Here is a 19,590-nt window from a genome sequence, read left to right as displayed (position 1 = left end):
GGGGAAGGGGGACAACGCAGATGCCTGAATATCAGAACCTCTTCACCCGCGTGCAGGTCCGGGGCCCCGTGCCCTATCCCGGCACGCCGATGGGGACGGCCCAGCTGCTCGCCGGCAATTCCGAACGCGAGCTGCCCGGCACCTTCGTCCATCTGTTCGGCAAGATCGGCGATGCCCAGGTCGGCCCCGTCTATCTCGGCACGCTCGGCGTGCTGTCGCTGGTCTTCGGCCTCATCGCCTTCGAGATCATCGGCCTGAATATGCTGGCCTCGGTCAACTGGGATCCGGTGCAGTTCATCCGCCAGCTCTTCTGGCTGGCGCTGGAGCCGCCGCCCGCGCAATACGGGCTGCGCATCCCGCCGATGCGTGAAGGCGGATGGTGGATCGTCGCCGGCTTCTGCCTCACGGTCTCCATCCTGCTGTGGTGGGCACGTACCTATCGCCGCGCCAGGGCGCTCGGCATGGGCACGCATGTGGCCTGGGCCTTCGCCGCCGCCATCTGGCTGTACCTGGTGCTGGGCTTCATCCGCCCCGTGCTGATGGGCTCATGGAGCGAGGCGGTGCCCTTCGGCATCTTCCCGCACCTCGACTGGACCGCGGCCTTTTCCATCCGCTACGGCAACCTGTTCTACAACCCGTTCCACGCCCTCTCGATCGTCTTCCTGTATGGCTCGACGTTACTCTTTGCCATGCATGGCGCGACCATCCTCGCACTCGGCCGCTACGGCGGTGAGCGTGAGATCGAGCTGGTGCTGGACCGTGGCACGGCGGCTGAACGTGGTGCGCTGTTCTGGCGCTGGTGCATGGGCTTCAACGCCAGCTTCGAGAGCATCCATCGCTGGGCCTGGTGGTTTGCCGTGCTCTGCCCGCTGACGGGCGGCCTCGGCATCCTGCTGACCGGCACGGTGGTGGACAACTGGTACCTTTGGGCGGTCGATCGGCACTTCGCGCCGGCCTATCCGCAGATCTGGCAGCCGGTCGTGGATCCGGCGCTGGCCGCAACGCCGGCCTTGCAAGGAGCACCGCGATGAGCCTCACGGCACGCGTTGGCTTGGTCTTCGCCGCAGCTCTTTGCGTCGTGATCGTGCTGATGACCTTCGAACGGCCACCGGTCCGCGCCACGCAGGTGGGCTTCCGCGGCACGGCCATGGAGCAGGTGGTCAATCCGCGGACCCAGGCGGTGCGCCTGGCTGCCAACCGCATTCCCGAAGCGCCTGAGGCCGCGGATGCCGAAGGCGAGAAGGCAAGGGAGATCTACGAGAACGTGCAGGTGCTGGGGGAGCTCAGCGTCGCGCAGTTCGGCCGCATCATGCAGGCGATGACGGAGTGGATCGCACCCGAGCAGGGCTGCGCTTATTGCCACAACGTGGAGAACATGGCCTCGGACGAGGTCTATACCAAGGTGGTCTCCCGCCGCATGCTGCAGATGACGCGGCACATCAACGCGGACTGGCAGCCGCATGTCGGCAATACCGGCGTCACCTGCTACACCTGCCACCGCGGCCGCCCGGTGCCGGCGGAGGTCTGGGCCTCCACGGTGCTGGCGCAAAACGGCCTGCAGGCGCCGCGCGGGCAGAACCACCCTGCCCCGGTGGCGAATGACAGCTCGCTGCCCGGCGAGCCCTTCACGCCCTTCCTGCTGCAGGACAACGAGATCCGTGTGATCAGCACGGCCGCCCACCCCAATGGCAATACGGCGAACATCCAGCAGACCGAATGGACCTATGCGCTGATGATGCATATGTCCGAAGGCCTCGGCGTGAACTGCACCTTCTGCCACAATAGCCGGTCCTTCGCGAACTGGTCCAGCAGCCCGCCGGCGCGGCTGACCGCCTGGCACGGCATCCGCATGGTGCGGGATATCAACACCGCCTATATCGTGCCGCTGACGCCGCTCTGGGCCGCGCATCCGCGTGGGCCGGCGGAAGGCCCGCATATGCCGCGGCTGGGCCCGGCGGGCGATGCGCTGAAGGTGAACTGCGCCACCTGCCACCAGGGCGCCAACCGGCCCTTCTACGGCGCGCCCATGCTGCAGGACTATCCGGAGCTGAACCTGGTCTCCCAGGGTCCGCTGCGGGCAGCCTCGGCCACGCCGCAGTGACCCGCGACGGCGCCCGGCCGGCATGGCCGGGCGACCGTGCCCGAGACCCTGCCCAATACGGGGCCGGCCTCGCCTTCGGGCGGCGCCGGCCCTGTGGCATTTTCATCCCGTGCGCGATGCGGCATGAGGGCTGCCGTGTCGGATATGCTGGAACTTCCCGGATTGTTCGTGGTGGCGCTGGGCGCCGCCAGCCTGCTGCCGCTGCAGTCGGAGCCATTGCTGGTCGGGCTGCTGCTGCTGGGCGAACAGCCCGCCTGGCTGCTGGTGGCGGTGGCGAGCGCTGGCAATACGCTGGGCTCCGTCATCAACTGGGCGCTGGGCCGTCAGCTGGTGCGCTGGCAGGATCGGCGCTGGTTTCCGGTGAAGCCGGAGGCGCTGGACAAGGCCAGTGGGTGGTACCGCCGCTGGGGCCACTGGTCGCTGCTGCTGAGCTGGGCGCCCATCATCGGCGACCCGCTGACGCTGGCCGCCGGCGTGCTGCGCGAGCCCTTCTGGCGCTTTCTGCCGCTGGTCGCCATCGCCAAGACCGGACGATACACCCTGCTGGCCCTGGCGACGCTGGGCTTCACCTGATGCCGGAGGCCGCGTGATGGACGGAACCACCCTGCCGCTGGATCATCGCCCGCATGCGGTGGTCATCGGCGCCGGCTTCGGCGGCCTGGCCGCCGCCATCCGCCTCGGCGCGCGCGGCTGGCGCGTGACGGTGGTGGAGAAGCTGGATGCGCCCGGCGGCCGCGCCTATGTCTACCGGCAGGATGGCTTCACCTTCGACGCCGGCCCTACCATCATCACGGCGCCCTATCTTCTGGAGGAGCTGTGGGCGCTGGCGGGGCAGCGCATGGCGGATCACCTCGATCTGCGCGCGATGAACCCCTTCTACCAGATCCGCTTCGACGACGGCACGGTGATGAATTGCAGCGCGGACCTCGACGCCACGCGCGCCGAGATCGCCCGCATCGCGCCAGAGGACCTGCCCGGCTTCGCCCGCTTCATCGCCGACAGCGAAAAGATTTTCGAGGTCGCCTTCGCCAAGCTGGCCGACCAGCCCTTCCACCAGCTGTCGACACTGCTGCGCGCGGTGCCGGACATGCTGCGCCTGCAGGGCTATCGCACCGTCTACAGCAAGGTCAGCGACTATTTCACCAACGACAAGCTGCGCATCGCCTTCAGCTTCCATCCGCTGCTGATCGGCGGCAATCCGCTGAACACCACGGCCTATTACTGCCTGATCGCGCATCTCGAGCGGCTGCACGGCGTGCACTACGCCATGGGCGGCATGGGCGCCGTGGTGAACGGGCTGGTCGACCTGATCCACCACTTCGGCGGCCGCCTGCGCACCGGCGTGGAGGTGGAGCAGATCACCGTGCGGGACGGCCAGGCCAGCGGCGTGCGCCTGGCGGGTGGCGAGACGCTGGCGGCCGATATCGTCGTCTCCAACGCCGATGTCGGCTGGACCTATACCAAGCTGCTGTCGGAGCAGAAACGCCGGCGCTGGACGGATGCCAAGGTGGCGCGCGCCAACTACTCGATGAGCCTCTTCGTCTGGTATTTCGGCACCAACCGCCGCTTCGACGATGTCTACCACCACACCATGGTGCTCGGGCCGCGCTACCAGGAACTGCTGACCGACATCTTCAAGCGGAAAATCCTGTCGGAGGATTTCTCGCTGTACCTGCATCGGCCGACGGCGACGGACCCCTCCCTCGCGCCGCCGGGGTGCGACAGCTTCTACGTGCTCTCGCCCGTGCCGCATCTCGGCAGCGGCACGGACTGGGCCCGGCATGCGGAACCCTATCGCGCCGCCATCGAGAAGCGGCTGGAGGAGACGGTGCTGCCAGGCCTCGGCGCCAGCCTCGTCACCTCCCGCATCCTGACGCCGCAGGACTTCCGCGATCGGCTGCTTTCGGTGCAGGGCGCCGCCTTCTCGCTGGAGCCGCAGCTGTTCCAGTCCGCCTGGTTCCGTCCGCATAATGTCAGCGAGGACCTGCCCGGCCTGTTCCTCGTCGGCGCCGGCACGCATCCGGGCGCGGGCGTGCCCGGCGTGGTCTCCTCGGCCAGGATCCTGGACCAGGTGGTGCCGCATGGCAGCGAGGTAGCCAGGGCGCGCGCCGACTAGCCGCGGCTGAGCGGCGCCTCCGCCATCACCCGCGCCGCCGCCAGTCGGCCGGACATGGCGGCCATCGGCACGCCGGGCCCCGGATGTACGGACCCGCCCGCCAGGAATAGGCCCGGCAGGCGGGAGATGGCGCCGGGTCGCGCGAAGGTGCCGGTGGCGCCGTGGCTGGCGCGGCCATAGAGCGCGCCGCCAGTGCCCGGAAACAGGCCGTGAAAGCCGGCGGGGGTGGTGGCGGTGGTCTGGGCGGGCGCCGCCTCGATCTCCAGCCCGCAGCGGCGCAGCAGCGCCAGCGTGCGGTGCTGCAGCTGGTCCATCGCATCGGCGGACAGGTCGCCGAGGTCGCCATCGGCCGGGGCATTCACCAGCAGCAGCAGGCGTTCCGGCGTGCCGGGCGTCACCTCGGCCTGGCCGCGTTCCTGGGCGCAGATATAGACCGTGGGCGCGGCCGTGATGCGGCGTTCGCGGAAGATGGCCTGGAACTCGGCGGCGTAGTCCTCGGCGAAGAAGACGTTGTGGTGGGTCAGCGGGAAGCCGCGCGTCACCGCGTGCATGCACCAGGTGACGGCGGAGAGGGAGCGAGCGGCTCGCGGCGTGTCCCGCGCGGCGCGGCGGGCGCTGCCGCCGAGCAGCCCCTGGCCGAGCGCGGCGACGTCCCCGTTGAAGACCACCGCATCCGCGGCGAGCGTTTCGCCATCGGCCAGGCGCACCCCGGCGGCGCGGCCGCCCTGCACCAGGATTTCCCGTACCTCCGCATTGAAGCGAAAGGTCGCGCCCTGGCTCTCAGCGAGCTCGCGGACGGCCTGCGCCACGCGATGCATGCCGCCTTCCACAAGCCAGACGCCATCCTGTTCCACATGCGCCACCAGCATCAGCGTGGCGGGCGCGAGGAAGGGGGAGCAGCCGCAATAGGTGGCGTAGCGGCCGAACAGTTGGCGCAGCCGCGGGTCCTGGAAATGCTGGCCGAGCGCCTGCCACATCGTCGCCCAGGGCGCCGTCCGCCACAGCGCATCCAGCCGGCCGACGCGCCGCACCAGGTCGAGCGGCGAGGGGCGCTGCGCCGCGATGAAGCTGTGCTGCAACGTGCGGAAGATATCCGCGCTGCGGGCGGCGAAATCGCGGAAGCCCTGCGCATCCCGCGCGCCGGCGAAATCGCCGATCGCCTCGGCCGAGCGTTCCACATCGGCGAACAGGTCGAGCCGCCCGCCCTCCCGCCAGGCATGCCGCGCCAGGATATCCGCCTGGTGCAGCACCAGCGCATCCTCCAGCCGCCGCCCCGCATCCGCGAAAAGCTGCGCGAAGATCCACCGCATGGTGAAGACGGTGGGCCCGCCATCGATGGCCGCGCCGCCGGCCTGCACATGCCGCATCTTGCCGCCGGGCGTCGCCGCGCGTTCCAGCACCGAAACGCGCACCCCCTGCCGCGCGAGATCGGCCGCGGCCGTGAGTCCGCCGATCCCCGCGCCGATCACCACGACATGCATGGAATCAGGCGACCGCGCGCAGCCGCTGCCGGTTGCGCGCCTGGCGCTCCACCTCCAGCCGGTGCCAGATGATCAGCGCCAGGCCGACGATCAGCGGAATGCTCCACATCGCCGGATGCAGCGCGAGCTCCGGGAAGACGCGCACGGAGCCAAAGGCCATGAAGGCCGTGTAGACGGAGATTCCGGCCCCGACCAAGGCCTTGATGTGCTCCTTCAGCCAATCCTCCCGCGCCACGCGCGGCTTGTGCAGGAACCACAGGTTGGTCAGGCCGGTGGCGACGCCGACCACGGCGATGCCGATCATCAGCTTCTGGTCGATTAGCCACCCCTGCAGCGCGCAGACCAGCGCCGCGGCGATGACGGCGTATTGCAGCGCCAGGTTCAATGGCGTGCGGTTGGCCGCGTGGCGCTGCTTGTTGGTGATGCAGAGCCAGCCATACCAGGCCAGGTTGATGGTCAGGATGCCAGTATGCAGCATCATCCAGCCGAAAACGCCGCGCAGGAAGGCGGGGCTGTAATCCGCCGCCAGGTGCGGATGCGTGCCCAGCGGATCCGCCAGGGTCAGCAGGCTCATCGCCACCGCGAAGCTGCCGGTGGCGAGCATGGCATAGGTGAAGACGCGTCCCCAGCGCCGATGGTTCACTCCACCCTTGCGCCCGAGCACGGGCACCCAGAAGGCGATGGCGCCGGTGGTGCCGGTGAGGATATGGGCGACGATCAGGCTGTGGAACAGCATCAGCTCCATCGCCCTGTTCTCCTACCTTGACAGCAAATGACAATGACACTTGACAGTTCCGGCTGCAAGGCGAGGAAATGGCGGTGATGGAAGGCTTTGGCGCCAGGCCGGGCGGGGCTTTCGTGCCGCCACACCCCAGGCCGCGCTCCCCCGTGGTCGCGCTGTTCCGCGCGTTGCTGGAAGGGGAGGGAGACCTGCTCGGCCTGTTGCCGAGCGAGGCCTATACCATGCCGATCGGCCCGCTCGGCTATTCGCGCCGCTCCATCGTGGTGGTGAACGAGCCGAAGCTGGTGCGCCAGGTGCTGGTGGATGCGGAGGGCATCTTCCCGAAATCGGACCTGATGGTGAATGCGCTGGAGCCACTGATCGGCGACAGCATCTTCGTCAGCTCCGGCGCCACCTGGAAGCGCCAGCGGCAGATGATGGATCCGGCGCTGACGCTGATGCGCGTGAACCGTGCCTTTTCGAGCATGGAAGCCGGCATCGATGCGGCGGAGGAAACGCTGGACCGGTCGGTGGCCTCCGGCGAGGACTTCTCGCTCGACCTGGCGATGAGCCATCTGACCGCCGACATCATCTGCCGCTCCGTCTTCTCCACCAGCCTGCAATCCCGCGTGGCGCACGAGGTCTTCGACGCCTTCACCTTCTTCGAACGCAGCGTGGCGCAGGTGGAGATCCGCCGCCTGATCATGGACCGCGCCTGGACGCGCATCCCGCAGACCCGGGCGGTGCTGGACAGCTGCGCGCTGATTCGCCGAAGCCTGGGCGAACTGCTCGACAGCCACCTCGAAGCCGGCCACAGCTTCGATGATATCGCCAGCGCCGTGGTCGCCGCGCATGACGTCGAAGGCAAGGCTTTCACGCGGGAGGAGCTGATCGACCAGCTCGGCGTGCTGTTCCTGGCGGGGCATGAGACCAGCGCCAGCGCGCTGACCTGGGTGTTTTTTCTACTGGCCTCGCGGCCGGATTTCGTGGCGCGGCTGCGCGCCGAGGTCGCCTCCGTCTGCGGCGATGGGCCAATCAGCTTCGAACACACCAAGCGCCTGGTCTTCACCCGCAACATTTTTCGCGAAACACTGCGGCTCTATCCGCCCATCACCTTCCTGCCGCGCGTGGCGAATGAGGCGACGCGCATCGGCGACTATCGCGTGAAGCGCGGCGCGCTGATCATGGTGGCGCCCTGGCTGCTGCACCGCCATCGCCGCTACTGGACCAACCCCAATGCCTTCGACCCCGACCGCTTCCTGCCGGAACGGGAGGCGGAGATGACGCCAGGCGCCTATATCCCCTTCGGCATCGGCCCACGCATCTGCGCCGGCGCCGCCTTCGCAACGGTTGAGGCCGTGCTCCTGATCGCCCGCCTGTTCCGCCGCTTCGATTTCCACCTGGCGGCGCCGCAATCCGTGCGCCCCGCCGCGCGGCTGACCACGCGGCCGGCGCGGCAGATCCGGATGCGGGTGACCACCGCCTGATGCCGACCGTGCTGCTGACGCTGGGCCGCCTGCCCAAGGCGCTGGACCTCGCGCGCGGGTTTTCGGAGATCGGCTGGCGCGTGGCGGTGGCGGAGCCCTTTGCGCGGCATCTCTGCGGATCCTCCCGCGCCGTCGCGAAATCCATCCGCGTGCCGGCGCCCGCCGAGGGCAAGCAGGCCTATCTGCAGGCGCTGGCCCAGGTGGTCCGCGACGAAGGTGTGGAGCTGGTGCTGCCGGTCTCGGAGGAGACCATGCATGTCGCCCACCTGCCCCCGCTGCTGCCAGCCGGCGTGCGCGTGCTGACCATGCCGCCCGAGGCGCTGCTGCCGCTGCACCACAAGGGCGGTTTTGTGGCGTTTGCGCAGCGCCACGGGTTGGATGTGCCGGCCTCCGCGCCGCTCGGCGATCCCGCGGCGGTGGCGATCGCGGCCGCGGGTCGCGTGGTGATCAAGCCGGTGCACAGCTGCTCCGGCCGCGGCGTGGTGATGCTGCCGCAGGGCGCGGCGCTGCCGCCGGCGGAGGTGCCCAGCATCGTGCAAAGCTTCGTCGCGGGCGCCGAATTCAGCACCTGCACGCTGGCGCATCAGGGCCGTGCGCTCGCCACCACCATCTATCGCGGCACGCAGATGTCCGGCTCCGTCGCCGTGGCCTTCGAGCGCGTGGCGCACCCCGCCATCGAGGACTGGGTGCGCCGCTTCGTCGCCGCCGCAGACTGGTCCGGCTTCATCGCCTTCGACCTGATCGTGGATGCGGGCGGCCGCCCCTGGGGGCTGGAGTGCAATCCGCGCACCACCAGCGGGCTGCATTTTTTTGAATCGGCCGATCTCGCACGCGCCGTGGTGGACCCGACCGCACCCGCCCCGCGTCACCGCCCGGAGACCCGGCTGCAGCAATTCTGGTCCTGCCTGACGGAGACACAGCTCTCGCTATTCCGCCGCGGCCCCTTCGGCCGAAACCTGCGCGCCCTGCTGACCACGCGCGACGTCTGCTGGCGCGCAGCGGATCCGATGCCCCTGCTCGCCATGCCCTGGACCACCTGGCCCATCATCCGCATGGCCGCCCAGCGCCGCGTGCCCTTCGGGGAAGTCGCGACGCTGGATGTCGGCTGGTACGACTAGAAGACCAGCGGCGGCGCCACGCTGTCGAAAGCCGGCAGCCGGATCACCTCCGCGCCGCGCCAGTCCAGCGTGGCATCGCGGCCGTTCAGGAAGCGCAGGAAGGGCTCGATGCGGCCGGGGCGGTCGAGCTGCACCACCCAGTCGCGATAGCATTCCGCCATGAAGGCGGTGAAGGTGTGGTAGCGGAACACCGTCTCGCCATCCGCATCGACGCCGGCATAGACCTCGTTGTCCCGGCCCTGGGCGGAGAAATCGGCGCGCACCAGGTAGCGCCCGGCGGGCAGCTCCATCGGCTGCGCCAGCCGCGCGCCGCCGGCGGCATCGCGGGTGAAGGCACCGGCCTCCAGCTTCGCCACAAGCTCCTGCCGCGAATCGAAATAGGGCGAGGCGGCGGTCTGCTCCTCCGGCACGAAGAGCACGTTGTTCACGCCGGTCGGATTGGCGAAATCCTCGCCGCGCGTGATGCGCTTGTAGCTGCCGAGGTCGACCGCCAGGTAGCCAGCCGCGGTCAGCAATTCGTGGCAGCGCATGTCGTCGGGCGCCTGTTCCAGCGCCATGATTGGCCGGCCTTCCGCGATCAGCCGGGGGCTGCCGCGCAGCGCATCCAGCTCCGCCCCCTCGATGTCCATCTTGATGAAGCTGGGCATCAGGCCGGTGGCGGCGATGAAATCGTCCAGCGCCAGCGTCGGCACCGGGATGCCGCCAGCACCGCTTTCCACCCGGTCGTTCAGGTGACTGCCCTCGGCGATATGCACGAAGTCGCCGCTGCGGTGCCAGATGGCGCGGTGATACAGCGTGACATTGTGGCAGGCCGCCTGCAGCAGGTTGTGCTGGGTGCGGCCGATGATGCGCGGGCTGGCCTCGAAGGCGCAGATGGTGCCGCGCGGCCCGGCCTGGCGCGACATCTGCATCGCGAAGGCGCCGGCATTGGCGCCGACATCGAAGGCGATATCCCCGGGCCGCACATGATCCCGCACCGCCAGCTGCACCACGGGTTCCCACAGCGAGCGTTCCCACCAGGCCTGCAGCGGGAAATCGGCATGGCGCGCCAGGCGCTCCAGCGCCGGGTTGCTGGGGGAAGTTGCCTGGCCGCGGGGCGCCTGCAGCAGCCGCGCCACCTCCTCCTCCAGCAGCACGACCTGTTGGCGCAGCTGGGCGGTTCCCGTGGCGCGGCGGAGGAAGCTGAGGATGGTCTGGCGCATGGCAGTCCTTGCCTGGGGTCAGGAGCGGCGGGCGACGAAGTGGAACCCGATTTCGGGATTCTGGCGATAGTTCTCGTCGATCGGGCCGTTGTTGGTGCCGCGGCAGAAATCCTCGAAGGCGAAGTCGTGCCGGTCCAGCATGGGCAGGCCGAGCTCCGCGAAGCGCGCCCGCCACCAGGCCTGCGGCTGCACGGTGCGGTGGTAGCGCGCGCCGGTCACGGGGTTGTCGTCCGGTCCCAGCGCGATGGAGCCGATGAACAGGCCATCCGGCTTCAGGTGGGTGTGCAGATTGGCGAAAAGGCCGGGCAGGTCCTCATCGGCAATGTGCTCCATCACCTCCCAGGCGGAGATCACGTCGCAGGCCACCGGCGGGGCGCCTGGTGCCGGGCGCAGGGCGAAGGGGCAGGTGATGTCGCCGGTGAACAGGTTGTGCCGCAGCAGCCGCCACTCGGCGCGCTGGGCCCGCTGCGGCGCGTCGCTGCCCTCCACGCCATAGGCCTGGTGGCCGCGCAGGATGAAGTCCAGCACCAGGCCGCCGCCGGAGCAGCCCAGATCCATGAAGGTCAGCGCCCGCCCGGGGAAATGCCGCTCGCAGGCCGCGACGAAGCGCGGGGAGCGGGTGTTGTCCTGCGCGGCACCCCAGGGGAAAAGATGGTCGTCGGTATCGACCGCCACCGGCTTCGCCGCCTCGAAGACCATCGGGGCCTGGGGCAGGATCTGCGCCAGCCGGTCGATCGCCAGCAGAAGGTCGCGGTTCGCCAGCTCCCGCACCCGCATGGCTTCCTTCAGGTGCAGATACAAATTGTGATTGGTGTAGTTGACCTGATGCAGGATGGCGTCGCGATCCGCCGCCGTCAGGCCCGGCGTGGGCGGCGGGGCCGGCGGCGCCGGCCGGGCCAGCGTCTCGGCCATCTCGGCCAGCCGGGCTTCCAGCGCATCGAAGCGGCGGGCCAGGGCGGTGGTGCCCGTTGCCCGGCGGATCAGGTCGAGGAGCCTGGCACGCATTTCAACCCCAAATCGAATTCAGGCTGGTCTAGCCGCCGCGCAAGCCTGCGTCCAGGCTCGACCGAGTCGCGCCGCTGGTGTAAGCGGCGCAGCCAATTCGCCTGGTCGAAAGGGGCGCCGCTTGAGGATGTTCACGCTCGATTCCTGGCTGGCCGAGGCCGAGGCCCTGCTGGCCGCCACCCGCGCCGAGGGGCTGGATTCCGTGATGCAGGCGGCGGTGGATGCAACCGTCGCGGCGCTCTCCGCCAACAAGCCGCTGCTGGTCTGCGGCAATGGCGGATCCGCCGCCGATGCGCAGCATATCGTGGGGGAGATGGTGGGCCGCTTCCTGCGCGAACGCCGCGCGCTGAAGGCGATCTGCCTCTCCTCCAACCCCGCGGTGCTGACCGCCTGGTCGAACGACTACAGCTTCGCCACCGTCTTCTCCCGCCAGGTGGAAGCCTATGGCGAGGCCGGCGGCGTCATCCTCGGCCTCTCCACCTCCGGCAATTCGGAGAATGTGCTGCTGGCCTTCGAGGCCGCGCGGAAGCTCGGCATGACCACCATCGGAATGACCGGCCAGGGCGGCGGCAAGATGGCGGCGCTGTCGGACCATCTGCTGGCGGTGCCCTCCCGCTCCACCCCCGCCATCCAGCAGGTCCACCTGGCCTTCTACCATTGCTACTGCGCCGCCGTGGAAGCCCGCTTGGCAGATGGCTGAGCCGGCCGTGCCGGCCCAGGCGGCCATCCTGGTCGGTGGCCGTGGCACGCGGCTGGGCGCGCTGACGAATGCCATCCCGAAGCCGATGGTCGAGGTTGCGGGCCGCCCCTTCCTGGACTGGCTGATCGAGGAAGTGGCCCGCTTCGGCATCCCCCGCATCACCCTTCTGGCCGGCTATCTCGGCCGGACCATCGCCGATCGCTACGATGGCACGCAGGTGCGCGGCAGCCGGATCGAGGTGGTGATCGAGCCCGAGCCGCTCGGCACCGGCGGCGGGCTGCGGCTTTTCGCGGACCGGCTGGAGCCGGAATTCCTGCTGCTGAACGGCGATACGCGTTTCGACGTGAACCTGCTGGACCTTCCTTTGCAGGCCGGCGACGCCCTGGCCACTCTGGCGCTGCGCCGCACCGCGCCCGGTGCCCGCTACGGCACGGTGCAGGTCACGGCGGATGGCCGCATCACGGGCTTCGCGGCGCGCGATCCGGGGCGGACCGGGCCGATCAATGGCGGCATCTACTGGCTGCGCCGCGCGATCCTGGACCATATCGGGCCGGGTGCGGTCTCCCTGGAATCGGAGGTCTTTCCGAAGCTGGCGGAGGCCGGGCTGCTGCGCGGCGGGCTCTATGACGGCGATTTCATCGATATCGGCATCCCCGAGGACCTGGCCGCGGCGCAGACCGTGATCCCGGCCATGGCGCGCCGCCGCGCCGTCTTCTTGGACCGCGACGGCGTGCTGATCGAGGATACCGGCTGGCCGCATGACCCCGCCCAGGTGCGCTGGATGCCGGGTGCGGCGGCCGCGGTGAAGCGGCTGAACGATGCCGGGCACTTCGTCTTCGTGGTCACCAACCAGGCCGGCGTCGCCAAGGGCAAGTTCCCCGAATCCCAGGTCGGCGTCATGCATCGCTGGATGGCCGGCGTGCTGGCCGGCGCCGGCGCGCATGTCGATGCCTTCGAATACAGCCCGAACCATCCGGAGGCGCCGCTCCCGGCCTATCGGCTGGATTGCCGCCGGCGCAAGCCGAAGCCGGGCATGATTGAGGATCTACTGGCCGCCTGGCCGATCCGCGTGGAAGGCTCCTTCCTGATCGGCGACAAGGACAGCGACATCGCCGCGGCCGCCGCCTGCGGCGTGCCGGGGCATCTCTTCCAGGGTGGCGACCTGGACGCCTTCGTGGCGCGGCTGCTGCGCGCGTGACGGCGCCGGCCGGGCGCTTCGTCATCGCCGATCCCGGCCTGAACGGGCCGCTCGGGCATCATCTGTCCTACAGCCAGGCGGTGGCGGAGGCGGCGCAGCGCGCCGGGCTGCAGCCGCTGGTGCTGGCCGGGCGCGGCTTCACCGGCAGGCTACAGGGCGGGCGCATTCCGGTGCAGGCGGTGCTCGGCGCCAGCTACCAGACCGCCGGCGGTGGCGGCCTGGCGCGGCGACTGGCCTTCGGCCTGGCGGCGCGCCTGCCGGCGCCGCTGGCCGGGCTGGTGGCGCCGCCCCTGCGTGAACTGCGGCGGCGGCTGCGCCGGGGCGATGCGGTGGATCCGCTGGGGGCGGAGCTGGCGCGGGCCCTGGCGGCTCTGGACCCGGCGCCGGACGACCGGCTGCTGCTGCACAGCGTCTCCGGCGCCAATCTGCACGGGGTGGCTATGGCGCCGGGCTTCCCGTCCATGCAACTCCTGGTGGTGCTGCGCCGGATGCCGGCGGAGATGGAGGCGGATGACCCGGCGCCGGAGCCCCTGCCCGGGCTGCTGCGCCGGCTGGAGGCACGCTTCGGCCCGGCGCTGCACCTCTTCGCCGATACCGAGCCGCTGGCCGCGCAATTCGCCGCCCTGTCCGGCCTTCCGGTGCGGCCGGTGCCGCTGCCGGTGGAGGTGCCGCCGCTGGCGCCGCGGCCGATCGGCCAGCCGCCGCATGTGGTCTTCGCCGGCGGGGCGAGGGCGGAGAAGGGCTATGCCGCCCTGCCGCAGGCCATCGCCGCCGTCGCCGGCCGTGCCCGCTTCACCGTGCAGTCCGGCCCGGTGGGGTCCGAGGCCGACCCGCTGGTGCAGCGGGCCCACCGCGCGCTGCGCGCCCGCGCGGATGTGACTTTGATCGAGCAGGCGCTGGATCCGGCGGATTATGCGGCACTGCTGGCCGAAGCCGACCTGCTGCTGCTGCCCTATGACGGCCCGACCTATGGCGCGCGCAGCAGTGGCATCCTGGCGGAAGCCCTGGCGCTGGGCCTGCCGGCGGTGGTGCCGGCGGGCTGCTGGATGGAGCAGGCCGCCGGGCCGGACCGGGCGGTGGCCATCCCGGCCGGCACGCCCGCCGGCAGGGCGCTGGCGGCGGCGCTGGACCGTCTGCCGGGGCTGACCCGGGCGGCGCAGCAGGGCGCGCCCGCCTGGCGCGCCCGGCACAATGCGGATTCCCTGCTGCAGGCCCTGCTCGGGCGGGTGAATGGCGCCACGCCATCGCCATGATCGGGTGCCACCCGAGGTTGCCCGGTCGGACGGCAACTCCTATACGCGCCGGGACTTCTTGATGGCCAGGGAAAGAAAATATATGCGCGTGCTTGTCACCGGCGGCGCCGGCTACATCGGCTCCATGCTGGTTCCGGCGCTTCTGGGCCGTGGCTGGCAGGTAACCGTGTTGGATACTTTCACAGCAGGGGAACCTTTCCTGGCCCATTCCTGCGCCGATCCGAATTTCAACCCGGTGCGCGGCGATTGCCGCGACATGCGGGTGGTCGAGCCCCTGCTGAAGGAGGCCGATATCGTGCTGCCGCTGGCAGCGCTGGTCGGCGCGCCGCTCTGCGCGCGGGACCAGATCGGCGCCACCTCCTTGAATCGCGATGCGGTGGTGGACCTGGTGAAGCGCGCCGGCAAGCAGCAGCTGATCGCCTATCCCACCACCAATTCCGGCTACGGCGTGGGTGAGGGCAATGCCTTCTGCACCGAGGAAACGCCGCTGCGCCCCGTCAGCCTCTATGGCCGCACCAAGGTGGATGCGGAGGATGCGGTGCTGTCGCATCCCAATTCGCTGTCCTTCCGCCTGGCCACCGTCTTCGGCATGGCGCCGCGCATGCGGCTCGACCTGCTGGTGAACGACTTCACCTGGCGCGCGGTGAACGACCGCGCCGTGGTGCTGTTCGAGGCGCATTTCCGCCGCAACTACATCCATATCCGCGACGTGGTGAAGGCCTTCCTGCACGGCATCGACCATGTCGATGCCATGCGCCAGCAGGCCTATAATGTGGGCCTGTCGGAGGCCAACCTCTCCAAGGCGCAGCTCTGCGACCGCATCGCCAAGCATGTGCCCGGCTTCGTTTGGCTGGAGGCGCCGGTGGGCGAGGATCCGGACAAGCGCGACTACATCGTCTCCAACGACAAGCTGGAAGCCACCGGCTGGATGCCCGATCACGGGTTGGATGCCGGCATCCAGGAGCTGATCAAGGGCTACCGCATGCTGCGCAACGGGCGCTTCGCCAATGTCTGAGGCGACATCCCGCATGGTGGTGCCGCCGCCCGGCGTGATGCTGGACATGTCCTGCCGCTGCTGCGGTGGGCATCGGGTGGAGCTGGTGATCGACCTCGGCGACCAGCCGCATTGCAACCGCCTGGTGCGGCCGGACCTCGCGCCCGGCGTGGAGCCGCACTACCCGCTGCGCGTCGGCTTCTGCCGCGACTGCACCATGGTGCAGATCGACCATACGATTCCGAAGGAATCGATGTTCACCGACTATCCCTATGTCTCCGGCACCACCAAGACGCTGCCGGCGCATTTCCTGGCCACCAGCCAGCGCATCGCCGCCGCCTATGATGTGAAGCCCGGCGACCTGGTCGTCGATATCGGCAGCAATGACGGCACCTGGCTGAAGCAATGGGCCTTCAGCGGCGCCCGCGTGCTGGGCGTGGAAGCGGCGGGCAATGTCGCGAAGCTGGCGCAGGAGGCAGGCGTGCCGACCTGGCACCGCTTCTTCAACGCCGAATGCTGCGCCGATATCCGAAAGGAATACGGCCCGGCGAAGGTGATTACCGCCGCCGGCGTCTTCTTCCACCTGGAGGAGCTGCATAGCGTCGTCGAAGGCATCGCCAGCCTGCTGGCCGATGACGGCGTCTTCGTGGTGCAGGCGATCTACCTCGGCGGCATGGTGGAGAACACCGCCTTCGATCAGGTCTATCACGAGCATCTCTGCTACTACACGCTGAAGTCGCTTTCCGCCCTGCTGGAGCAGCACGGGCTGGAGGTGTTCTCCGCCGATCTGGTGGATATCCATGGCGGTAGCATCGAGGCGCATGTGGCCCGCAAGGGCGTGCGCCCTGTGCAGGACAGCGTCCGCAGCATGCAGGCCGAGGAAACCCGCAAGGGCTTCGGTGAGATCGAGACCTATCGCCGCTTCGCCGACAATGTGCTGGACCTGCGCACCCGCCTCGTCGCGCTGCTCCAGGGCTACAAGGATTCGGGCAAATCGGTCTGGGCCTATGGCGCGCCGGCCAAGGGCGCCACGCTGCTCAACAGCTTCGGCATCGGGCCGGAGCTGGTGCAGAAGGCGGTCGAGAAGAACCCGATGAAGGTCGGCCTCGCCATCCCCGGCGTGCGCATTCCGATCGAGGCGGAGGAAGGCGCGCGGCCGGACGCCTATCTCGTCCTCGCCTGGAATTTCATCAATGAGTTCCTGGTGAAGGAGAAGGCCTATCTGGCCGGCGGTGGCGAGCTGATCGTGCCGATCCCGAAGGTGCATGCCTACGGGAAGGAGTCGGCGTGATTGCGTCCGATGACCGTAGCGCCGCAGGGCGCGAAGGTCTGAATCGGCCGCAGGGCGAAGGCCTGCCGCCCGCGGTTCTCGTCTGGGGCGCCAGCGGCTTCATCGGGCGCAATGTGGTGGAGGCGCTGGTCGGGAAGGTGCCGATGCTGATCGGCGTCACTGCCTCCGGCACGCCGGTGCCGGGCTGCACGCAGACCGTCGCAGCCATTGCGGTGGATGGGCTGCCCGCGCTGCCGGCCGGCACCGCCATCATCCATGTCGCCGCCTTCCGCTACTTCGCCTCCATCTTCGGCAAGCAGCAGGCCGAGATCCTGTCCGCGAACCTTGCCATGACGGAGGCGGTCTATCGCTTCGCGCTCGCCCGCGGCATCACCGAAATCCGCGCCGCCTCCTCCTCCGCCGTCTATCCGGCCAGCTGGGCGGTGCAGGACGATGCCCTGCCGCTCGACCTGAACGACTGGCCGCATGACGGGGAGGCCGCCTATGCCTGGTCGAAGCGCTGGGGCGAAATCACCGGGGAACTCTGGCGCCGCCGCGCCGGCATCCACACGATCAGCTTCCGCCTGACCAACCCCTACGGCCCGCACGACACGCTGGACGAGGCCGAGGCCCATGTCGCCACCGCCTTCGTCATCCGCGCCGCCGGGGATGCGCCGGAATTCGAAGTGCGCGGCGACCCGGATGCGGAGCGCGATTTCATCTATGCGGGCGACGCGGCCGCGGCCTTCGTGGAATCGCTGAAGCTGCGCGGTGTGACGGATGTGGCGAACCTGGCTTATGGCGAGACCCGCACCGTGCGGGAGCTCGCCGAATGCGCCATGCGCGCCGCCGGCCGGCAGCGCCCCATCAAGCTCACCTCGCCGCCGGCCGCCGGCAATCGCGGCGTGAAGGTGCGCCGCGCCACGGCGGCGAAGCTGCGCCAGCTTCTGCCGGGCCTCGCCCCCTTCCGCAGCCTGGATGACGGCATGGCCGCAACACTTGCCTGGTATCGCGATGCCCTACGCCGATAGCGCCACCATCATCCTCGGTGCCGATGGCTTTCTGGGGCGCAACCTGGTGGAGCGATGGCAGGCCGAGGGCTGGCTGGTGCATGCCATCGGCCGCGCCGCGGGAGACCTGACGGATTTCGCCGTCGTTGATCGCGCTTTCCGCGACGCGCCCAAGGCCGGCCGGATCTTCCATGCGGTGACGAAGCAGCGCACCGGGCAGATCCAATACGCGATGCAGGGGGAATTGCTACGCGACAATGCGCGCATCCACCTGAACGTGCTGGATGCCTGGCGGTCGCATCAGCCGCAGGCCAAGCTCGTCTCGCTCGGCTCCTCCTGCACCTATGCGGAGGCCGACCATCCGACGCCGGAGGCGGAATTCGGCATCGGCCGGCCGCATCCTTCCGTGCAGGGCTATGCGCTGGCCAAGGAACTGCTCGCCACCGGCTGCGAGGTCTTCGGCAAGCAGTACGACATGCGCTGGCTGCACTGCGTGCTGGCCACGGTCTATGGCCCGCATGCGCATACCGAGGATACGCGCGCGCATTTCATGGCCGCGATGATCGACCGCGCGATCCGCACCCAGGCCTCCGGCGCGACGGAATTTGAGGTCTGGGGGAACCCCCGCACGGTGCGCGACCTTCTGCACGTGCATGACCAGATCGACGCCATCATCGCTGCCGACGACGCCTTCACCGACTGCGTGCTGAACGTGACGCCGAACGCCCCCGTCGAGATCGGCGACTGCGCCCGCGCGATCCTGGCCGCGCTGCGCTGGGACGCCCGCATCGTCAGCCCGCCCGGCTCCTTCCAGGGGGCCGGCTACAAGAGCCTGGATTCCAGCCGCTTCCTCGCGAAGACCGGCTGGACGCCGAAGCTGAGCGTGGAGCAGGGCGTGGCGCAGATCCTCGCAGCCCGCCAGGCTGGAGCCGCCGCCCGATGATGACCGTCTCCCGCACGCCGCTGCGCGTGTCCTTCTTCGGCGGCGGCACCGACTACCCCGAATACTTCGCGCGGGCCCGCGGCGCCGTACTGGGCATGGCGATTGACCAGTATGTCTATGTCGCGGCGCTGCGGCTGACCAATATCCTCGACTACCGCTACCGCATCTCCTACTCGAAGATGGAGCAGGTGAGGGAGCTGGAGGCGATCGAGCATCCAGTGGTGCGGGAGGCGATCCGCCACTACGGCTACGGTAACCCGCTCGATATCTCGATCATGGCGGACCTGCCGGCGCGCAGCGGCCTCGGCTCCTCATCGAGCTTCACCGTGGGCTTCGTGAACCTGTTGTTCGAGTTGCTGGGCCGCGGCGCCACCAAGATGGACCTGGCGCGAGAGGCGGTGCATGTGGAGCGCGGCCTGCTGGGCGAGAATTGCGGCGTGCAGGACCAGCACCATGCCGCCTTCGGCGGGCTGAACCGCTTCGATTTCGAAGGCAGCCGCACCCGCATCAGCCCGATCCAGATGACCGCGGATTGCCAGGCGGCGCTCACCGGCTCGCTGTTCCTTGTCTATACCGGCATGACCCGCTTCGCCTCCGCCACGCTGGACGAGCAGATGGCGAAGACCAAGTCCGGCGCCTCGGACAAGGACCTGACGCATCTGCTGGCGCTGGTCGACCAGGCGCAGACGGTGCTGGAGGGCAGCGACCCGGCCGCCATGCTCGCCGAGTTCGGCGCCATGCTGCATGAGGGCTGGGAGACGAAGAAGCGCCTCTCCTCCAAGGTCTCCAGCCCGCAGATCGATGCGCTGTATGACAAGGCTCGCGCCGCCGGCGCGCTGGGCGGCAAGCTCTGCGGCGCCGGCGCCGGCGGCTTCCTGCTGATGCTGGTGCCGCCCGACCGGCAGGCCGGCTTTCGGTCCGACATGGCGGACCATTCCCTCATTCCCGTCGGGCTCGATACGCTCGGCGCCACCATCCTCAGGGGTTGAGC

At 69.5% G+C, this 19,590-nt stretch carries 18 protein-coding genes; 14 read left to right on the top strand and 4 right to left on the bottom strand.

What is annotated here, in order from left to right:
- Positions 1-20: 20 nt before the first annotated feature.
- From pufM to crtI, 4 genes are all read left to right on the top strand, one after another.
- Positions 21-1,031, top strand: a complete 1,011-nt coding sequence (pufM, locus tag J3S20_RS22120; RefSeq protein WP_216838726.1) for a photosynthetic reaction center subunit M — start codon at positions 21-23, stop codon at positions 1,029-1,031.
- Positions 1,028-2,101 carry a photosynthetic reaction center cytochrome PufC gene (gene pufC / locus J3S20_RS22115; RefSeq protein ID WP_216838725.1) on the top strand — a complete coding sequence of 358 codons (1,074 nt, stop codon included), beginning with the start codon at positions 1,028-1,030 and terminating at the stop codon, positions 2,099-2,101. Before pufM ends, pufC begins: the two co-directional genes overlap by 4 nt.
- Before the next feature lie 144 nt (positions 2,102-2,245).
- Entirely contained in the window at positions 2,246-2,674 is a 429-nt protein-coding gene (locus tag J3S20_RS22110; protein WP_216838860.1) for a YqaA family protein, read from the top strand.
- A gap of 16 nt (positions 2,675-2,690) precedes the next feature.
- Positions 2,691-4,217, top strand: a complete 1,527-nt coding sequence (gene crtI, locus J3S20_RS22105; RefSeq protein WP_216838724.1) for a phytoene desaturase family protein — start codon at positions 2,691-2,693, stop codon at positions 4,215-4,217.
- On the opposite strand, the gene crtD is transcribed toward crtI, so the two are convergent.
- The gene (gene crtD, locus J3S20_RS22100) at positions 4,214-5,698 is read right to left on the bottom strand and encodes a 1-hydroxycarotenoid 3,4-desaturase CrtD (RefSeq protein WP_216838723.1); all 1,485 of its coding nucleotides are present in this window, start codon (positions 5,696-5,698) and stop codon (positions 4,214-4,216) included. The two genes, crtI and crtD, sit on opposite strands and share 4 nt — an antisense overlap.
- Positions 5,699-5,702: 4 nt before the next feature.
- Positions 5,703-6,443, bottom strand: a complete 741-nt coding sequence (locus tag J3S20_RS22095) for a hypothetical protein (RefSeq protein ID WP_216838722.1) — start codon at positions 6,441-6,443, stop codon at positions 5,703-5,705.
- A gap of 68 nt (positions 6,444-6,511) precedes the next feature.
- Between J3S20_RS22095 and J3S20_RS22090 the strand changes: the two genes are divergently transcribed.
- Both J3S20_RS22090 and J3S20_RS22085 read left to right on the top strand, forming a co-directional pair.
- On the top strand, positions 6,512-7,906 hold the full coding sequence (locus J3S20_RS22090; protein WP_216838721.1) for a cytochrome P450: 1,395 nt from the start codon (positions 6,512-6,514) through the stop codon (positions 7,904-7,906).
- Entirely contained in the window at positions 7,906-9,024 is a 1,119-nt protein-coding gene (locus J3S20_RS22085) for an ATP-grasp domain-containing protein (protein ID WP_216838720.1), read from the top strand. The genes J3S20_RS22090 and J3S20_RS22085 overlap by 1 nt, the downstream gene beginning before the upstream one ends.
- On the opposite strand, the gene J3S20_RS22080 is transcribed toward J3S20_RS22085, so the two are convergent.
- Together J3S20_RS22080 and J3S20_RS22075 are read right to left on the bottom strand one after the other, a co-directional pair.
- Positions 9,021-10,226: an FkbM family methyltransferase gene (locus J3S20_RS22080; RefSeq protein ID WP_216838719.1), complete on the bottom strand. Its 1,206-nt coding sequence runs from the start codon at positions 10,224-10,226 to the stop codon at positions 9,021-9,023. The genes J3S20_RS22085 and J3S20_RS22080 overlap by 4 nt on opposite strands.
- Positions 10,227-10,244: 18 nt before the next feature.
- The gene (locus J3S20_RS22075) at positions 10,245-11,231 is read right to left on the bottom strand and encodes a methyltransferase domain-containing protein (RefSeq protein WP_216838718.1); all 987 of its coding nucleotides are present in this window, start codon (positions 11,229-11,231) and stop codon (positions 10,245-10,247) included.
- 127 nt (positions 11,232-11,358) lie between these two features.
- On the opposite strand from J3S20_RS22075, the gene J3S20_RS22070 reads away from it, so the two are divergent.
- From J3S20_RS22070 to J3S20_RS22035, 8 genes are all read left to right on the top strand, one after another.
- The gene (locus J3S20_RS22070) at positions 11,359-11,931 is read left to right on the top strand and encodes a D-sedoheptulose-7-phosphate isomerase (RefSeq protein ID WP_216838717.1); all 573 of its coding nucleotides are present in this window, start codon (positions 11,359-11,361) and stop codon (positions 11,929-11,931) included.
- Entirely contained in the window at positions 11,924-13,129 is a 1,206-nt protein-coding gene (locus tag J3S20_RS22065) for an HAD-IIIA family hydrolase (RefSeq protein ID WP_216838716.1), read from the top strand. The genes J3S20_RS22070 and J3S20_RS22065 overlap by 8 nt, the downstream gene beginning before the upstream one ends.
- Positions 13,126-14,382, top strand: coding sequence for a glycosyltransferase (locus tag J3S20_RS31165; protein WP_216838715.1), 1,257 nt, complete (start codon positions 13,126-13,128; stop codon positions 14,380-14,382). The genes J3S20_RS22065 and J3S20_RS31165 overlap by 4 nt, the downstream gene beginning before the upstream one ends.
- Before the next feature lie 82 nt (positions 14,383-14,464).
- Entirely contained in the window at positions 14,465-15,397 is a 933-nt protein-coding gene (locus tag J3S20_RS22055) for an NAD-dependent epimerase/dehydratase family protein (RefSeq protein WP_246603152.1), read from the top strand.
- Positions 15,390-16,667 (top strand): class I SAM-dependent methyltransferase, encoded by a 1,278-nt coding sequence (locus tag J3S20_RS22050; protein WP_216838713.1) that lies wholly within the window; start codon positions 15,390-15,392, stop codon positions 16,665-16,667. The genes J3S20_RS22055 and J3S20_RS22050 overlap by 8 nt, the downstream gene beginning before the upstream one ends.
- Positions 16,664-17,677 (top strand): NAD-dependent epimerase/dehydratase family protein, encoded by a 1,014-nt coding sequence (locus J3S20_RS22045; RefSeq protein WP_216838712.1) that lies wholly within the window; start codon positions 16,664-16,666, stop codon positions 17,675-17,677. Before J3S20_RS22050 ends, J3S20_RS22045 begins: the two co-directional genes overlap by 4 nt.
- On the top strand, positions 17,661-18,599 hold the full coding sequence (locus tag J3S20_RS22040; protein WP_216838711.1) for an NAD-dependent epimerase/dehydratase family protein: 939 nt from the start codon (positions 17,661-17,663) through the stop codon (positions 18,597-18,599). Before J3S20_RS22045 ends, J3S20_RS22040 begins: the two co-directional genes overlap by 17 nt.
- Positions 18,596-19,588, top strand: a complete 993-nt coding sequence (locus J3S20_RS22035) for a GHMP family kinase ATP-binding protein (protein WP_216838710.1) — start codon at positions 18,596-18,598, stop codon at positions 19,586-19,588. The genes J3S20_RS22040 and J3S20_RS22035 overlap by 4 nt, the downstream gene beginning before the upstream one ends.
- Positions 19,589-19,590: the final 2 nt, after the last annotated feature.

The organism is Falsiroseomonas tokyonensis, assembly GCF_019024325.1.
GTDB lineage: Bacteria > Pseudomonadota > Alphaproteobacteria > Acetobacterales > Acetobacteraceae > Falsiroseomonas > Falsiroseomonas tokyonensis.
This window is presented reverse-complemented; position numbering and strand designations above follow the sequence as displayed.

Coding starts and splice junctions, on each gene's coding strand:
- pufM (WP_216838726.1), top strand. CDS start 21: ATGCCTGAATATCAGAACCTCTTCACCCGCGTGCAGGTCCGGGGCCCC.
- pufC (WP_216838725.1), top strand. CDS start 1,028: ATGAGCCTCACGGCACGCGTTGGCTTGGTCTTCGCCGCAGCTCTTTGC.
- J3S20_RS22110 (WP_216838860.1), top strand. CDS start 2,246: ATGCTGGAACTTCCCGGATTGTTCGTGGTGGCGCTGGGCGCCGCCAGC.
- crtI (WP_216838724.1), top strand. CDS start 2,691: ATGGACGGAACCACCCTGCCGCTGGATCATCGCCCGCATGCGGTGGTC.
- crtD (WP_216838723.1), bottom strand. CDS start 5,698: ATGCATGTCGTGGTGATCGGCGCGGGGATCGGCGGACTCACGGCCGCG.
- J3S20_RS22095 (WP_216838722.1), bottom strand. CDS start 6,443: ATGGAGCTGATGCTGTTCCACAGCCTGATCGTCGCCCATATCCTCACC.
- J3S20_RS22090 (WP_216838721.1), top strand. CDS start 6,512: ATGGCGGTGATGGAAGGCTTTGGCGCCAGGCCGGGCGGGGCTTTCGTG.
- J3S20_RS22085 (WP_216838720.1), top strand. CDS start 7,906: ATGCCGACCGTGCTGCTGACGCTGGGCCGCCTGCCCAAGGCGCTGGAC.
- J3S20_RS22080 (WP_216838719.1), bottom strand. CDS start 10,226: ATGCGCCAGACCATCCTCAGCTTCCTCCGCCGCGCCACGGGAACCGCC.
- J3S20_RS22075 (WP_216838718.1), bottom strand. CDS start 11,231: ATGCGTGCCAGGCTCCTCGACCTGATCCGCCGGGCAACGGGCACCACC.
- J3S20_RS22070 (WP_216838717.1), top strand. CDS start 11,359: ATGTTCACGCTCGATTCCTGGCTGGCCGAGGCCGAGGCCCTGCTGGCC.
- J3S20_RS22065 (WP_216838716.1), top strand. CDS start 11,924: ATGGCTGAGCCGGCCGTGCCGGCCCAGGCGGCCATCCTGGTCGGTGGC.
- J3S20_RS22055 (WP_246603152.1), top strand. CDS start 14,465: ATGCGCGTGCTTGTCACCGGCGGCGCCGGCTACATCGGCTCCATGCTG.
- J3S20_RS22050 (WP_216838713.1), top strand. CDS start 15,390: ATGTCTGAGGCGACATCCCGCATGGTGGTGCCGCCGCCCGGCGTGATG.
- J3S20_RS22040 (WP_216838711.1), top strand. CDS start 17,661: ATGCCCTACGCCGATAGCGCCACCATCATCCTCGGTGCCGATGGCTTT.
- J3S20_RS22035 (WP_216838710.1), top strand. CDS start 18,596: ATGATGACCGTCTCCCGCACGCCGCTGCGCGTGTCCTTCTTCGGCGGC.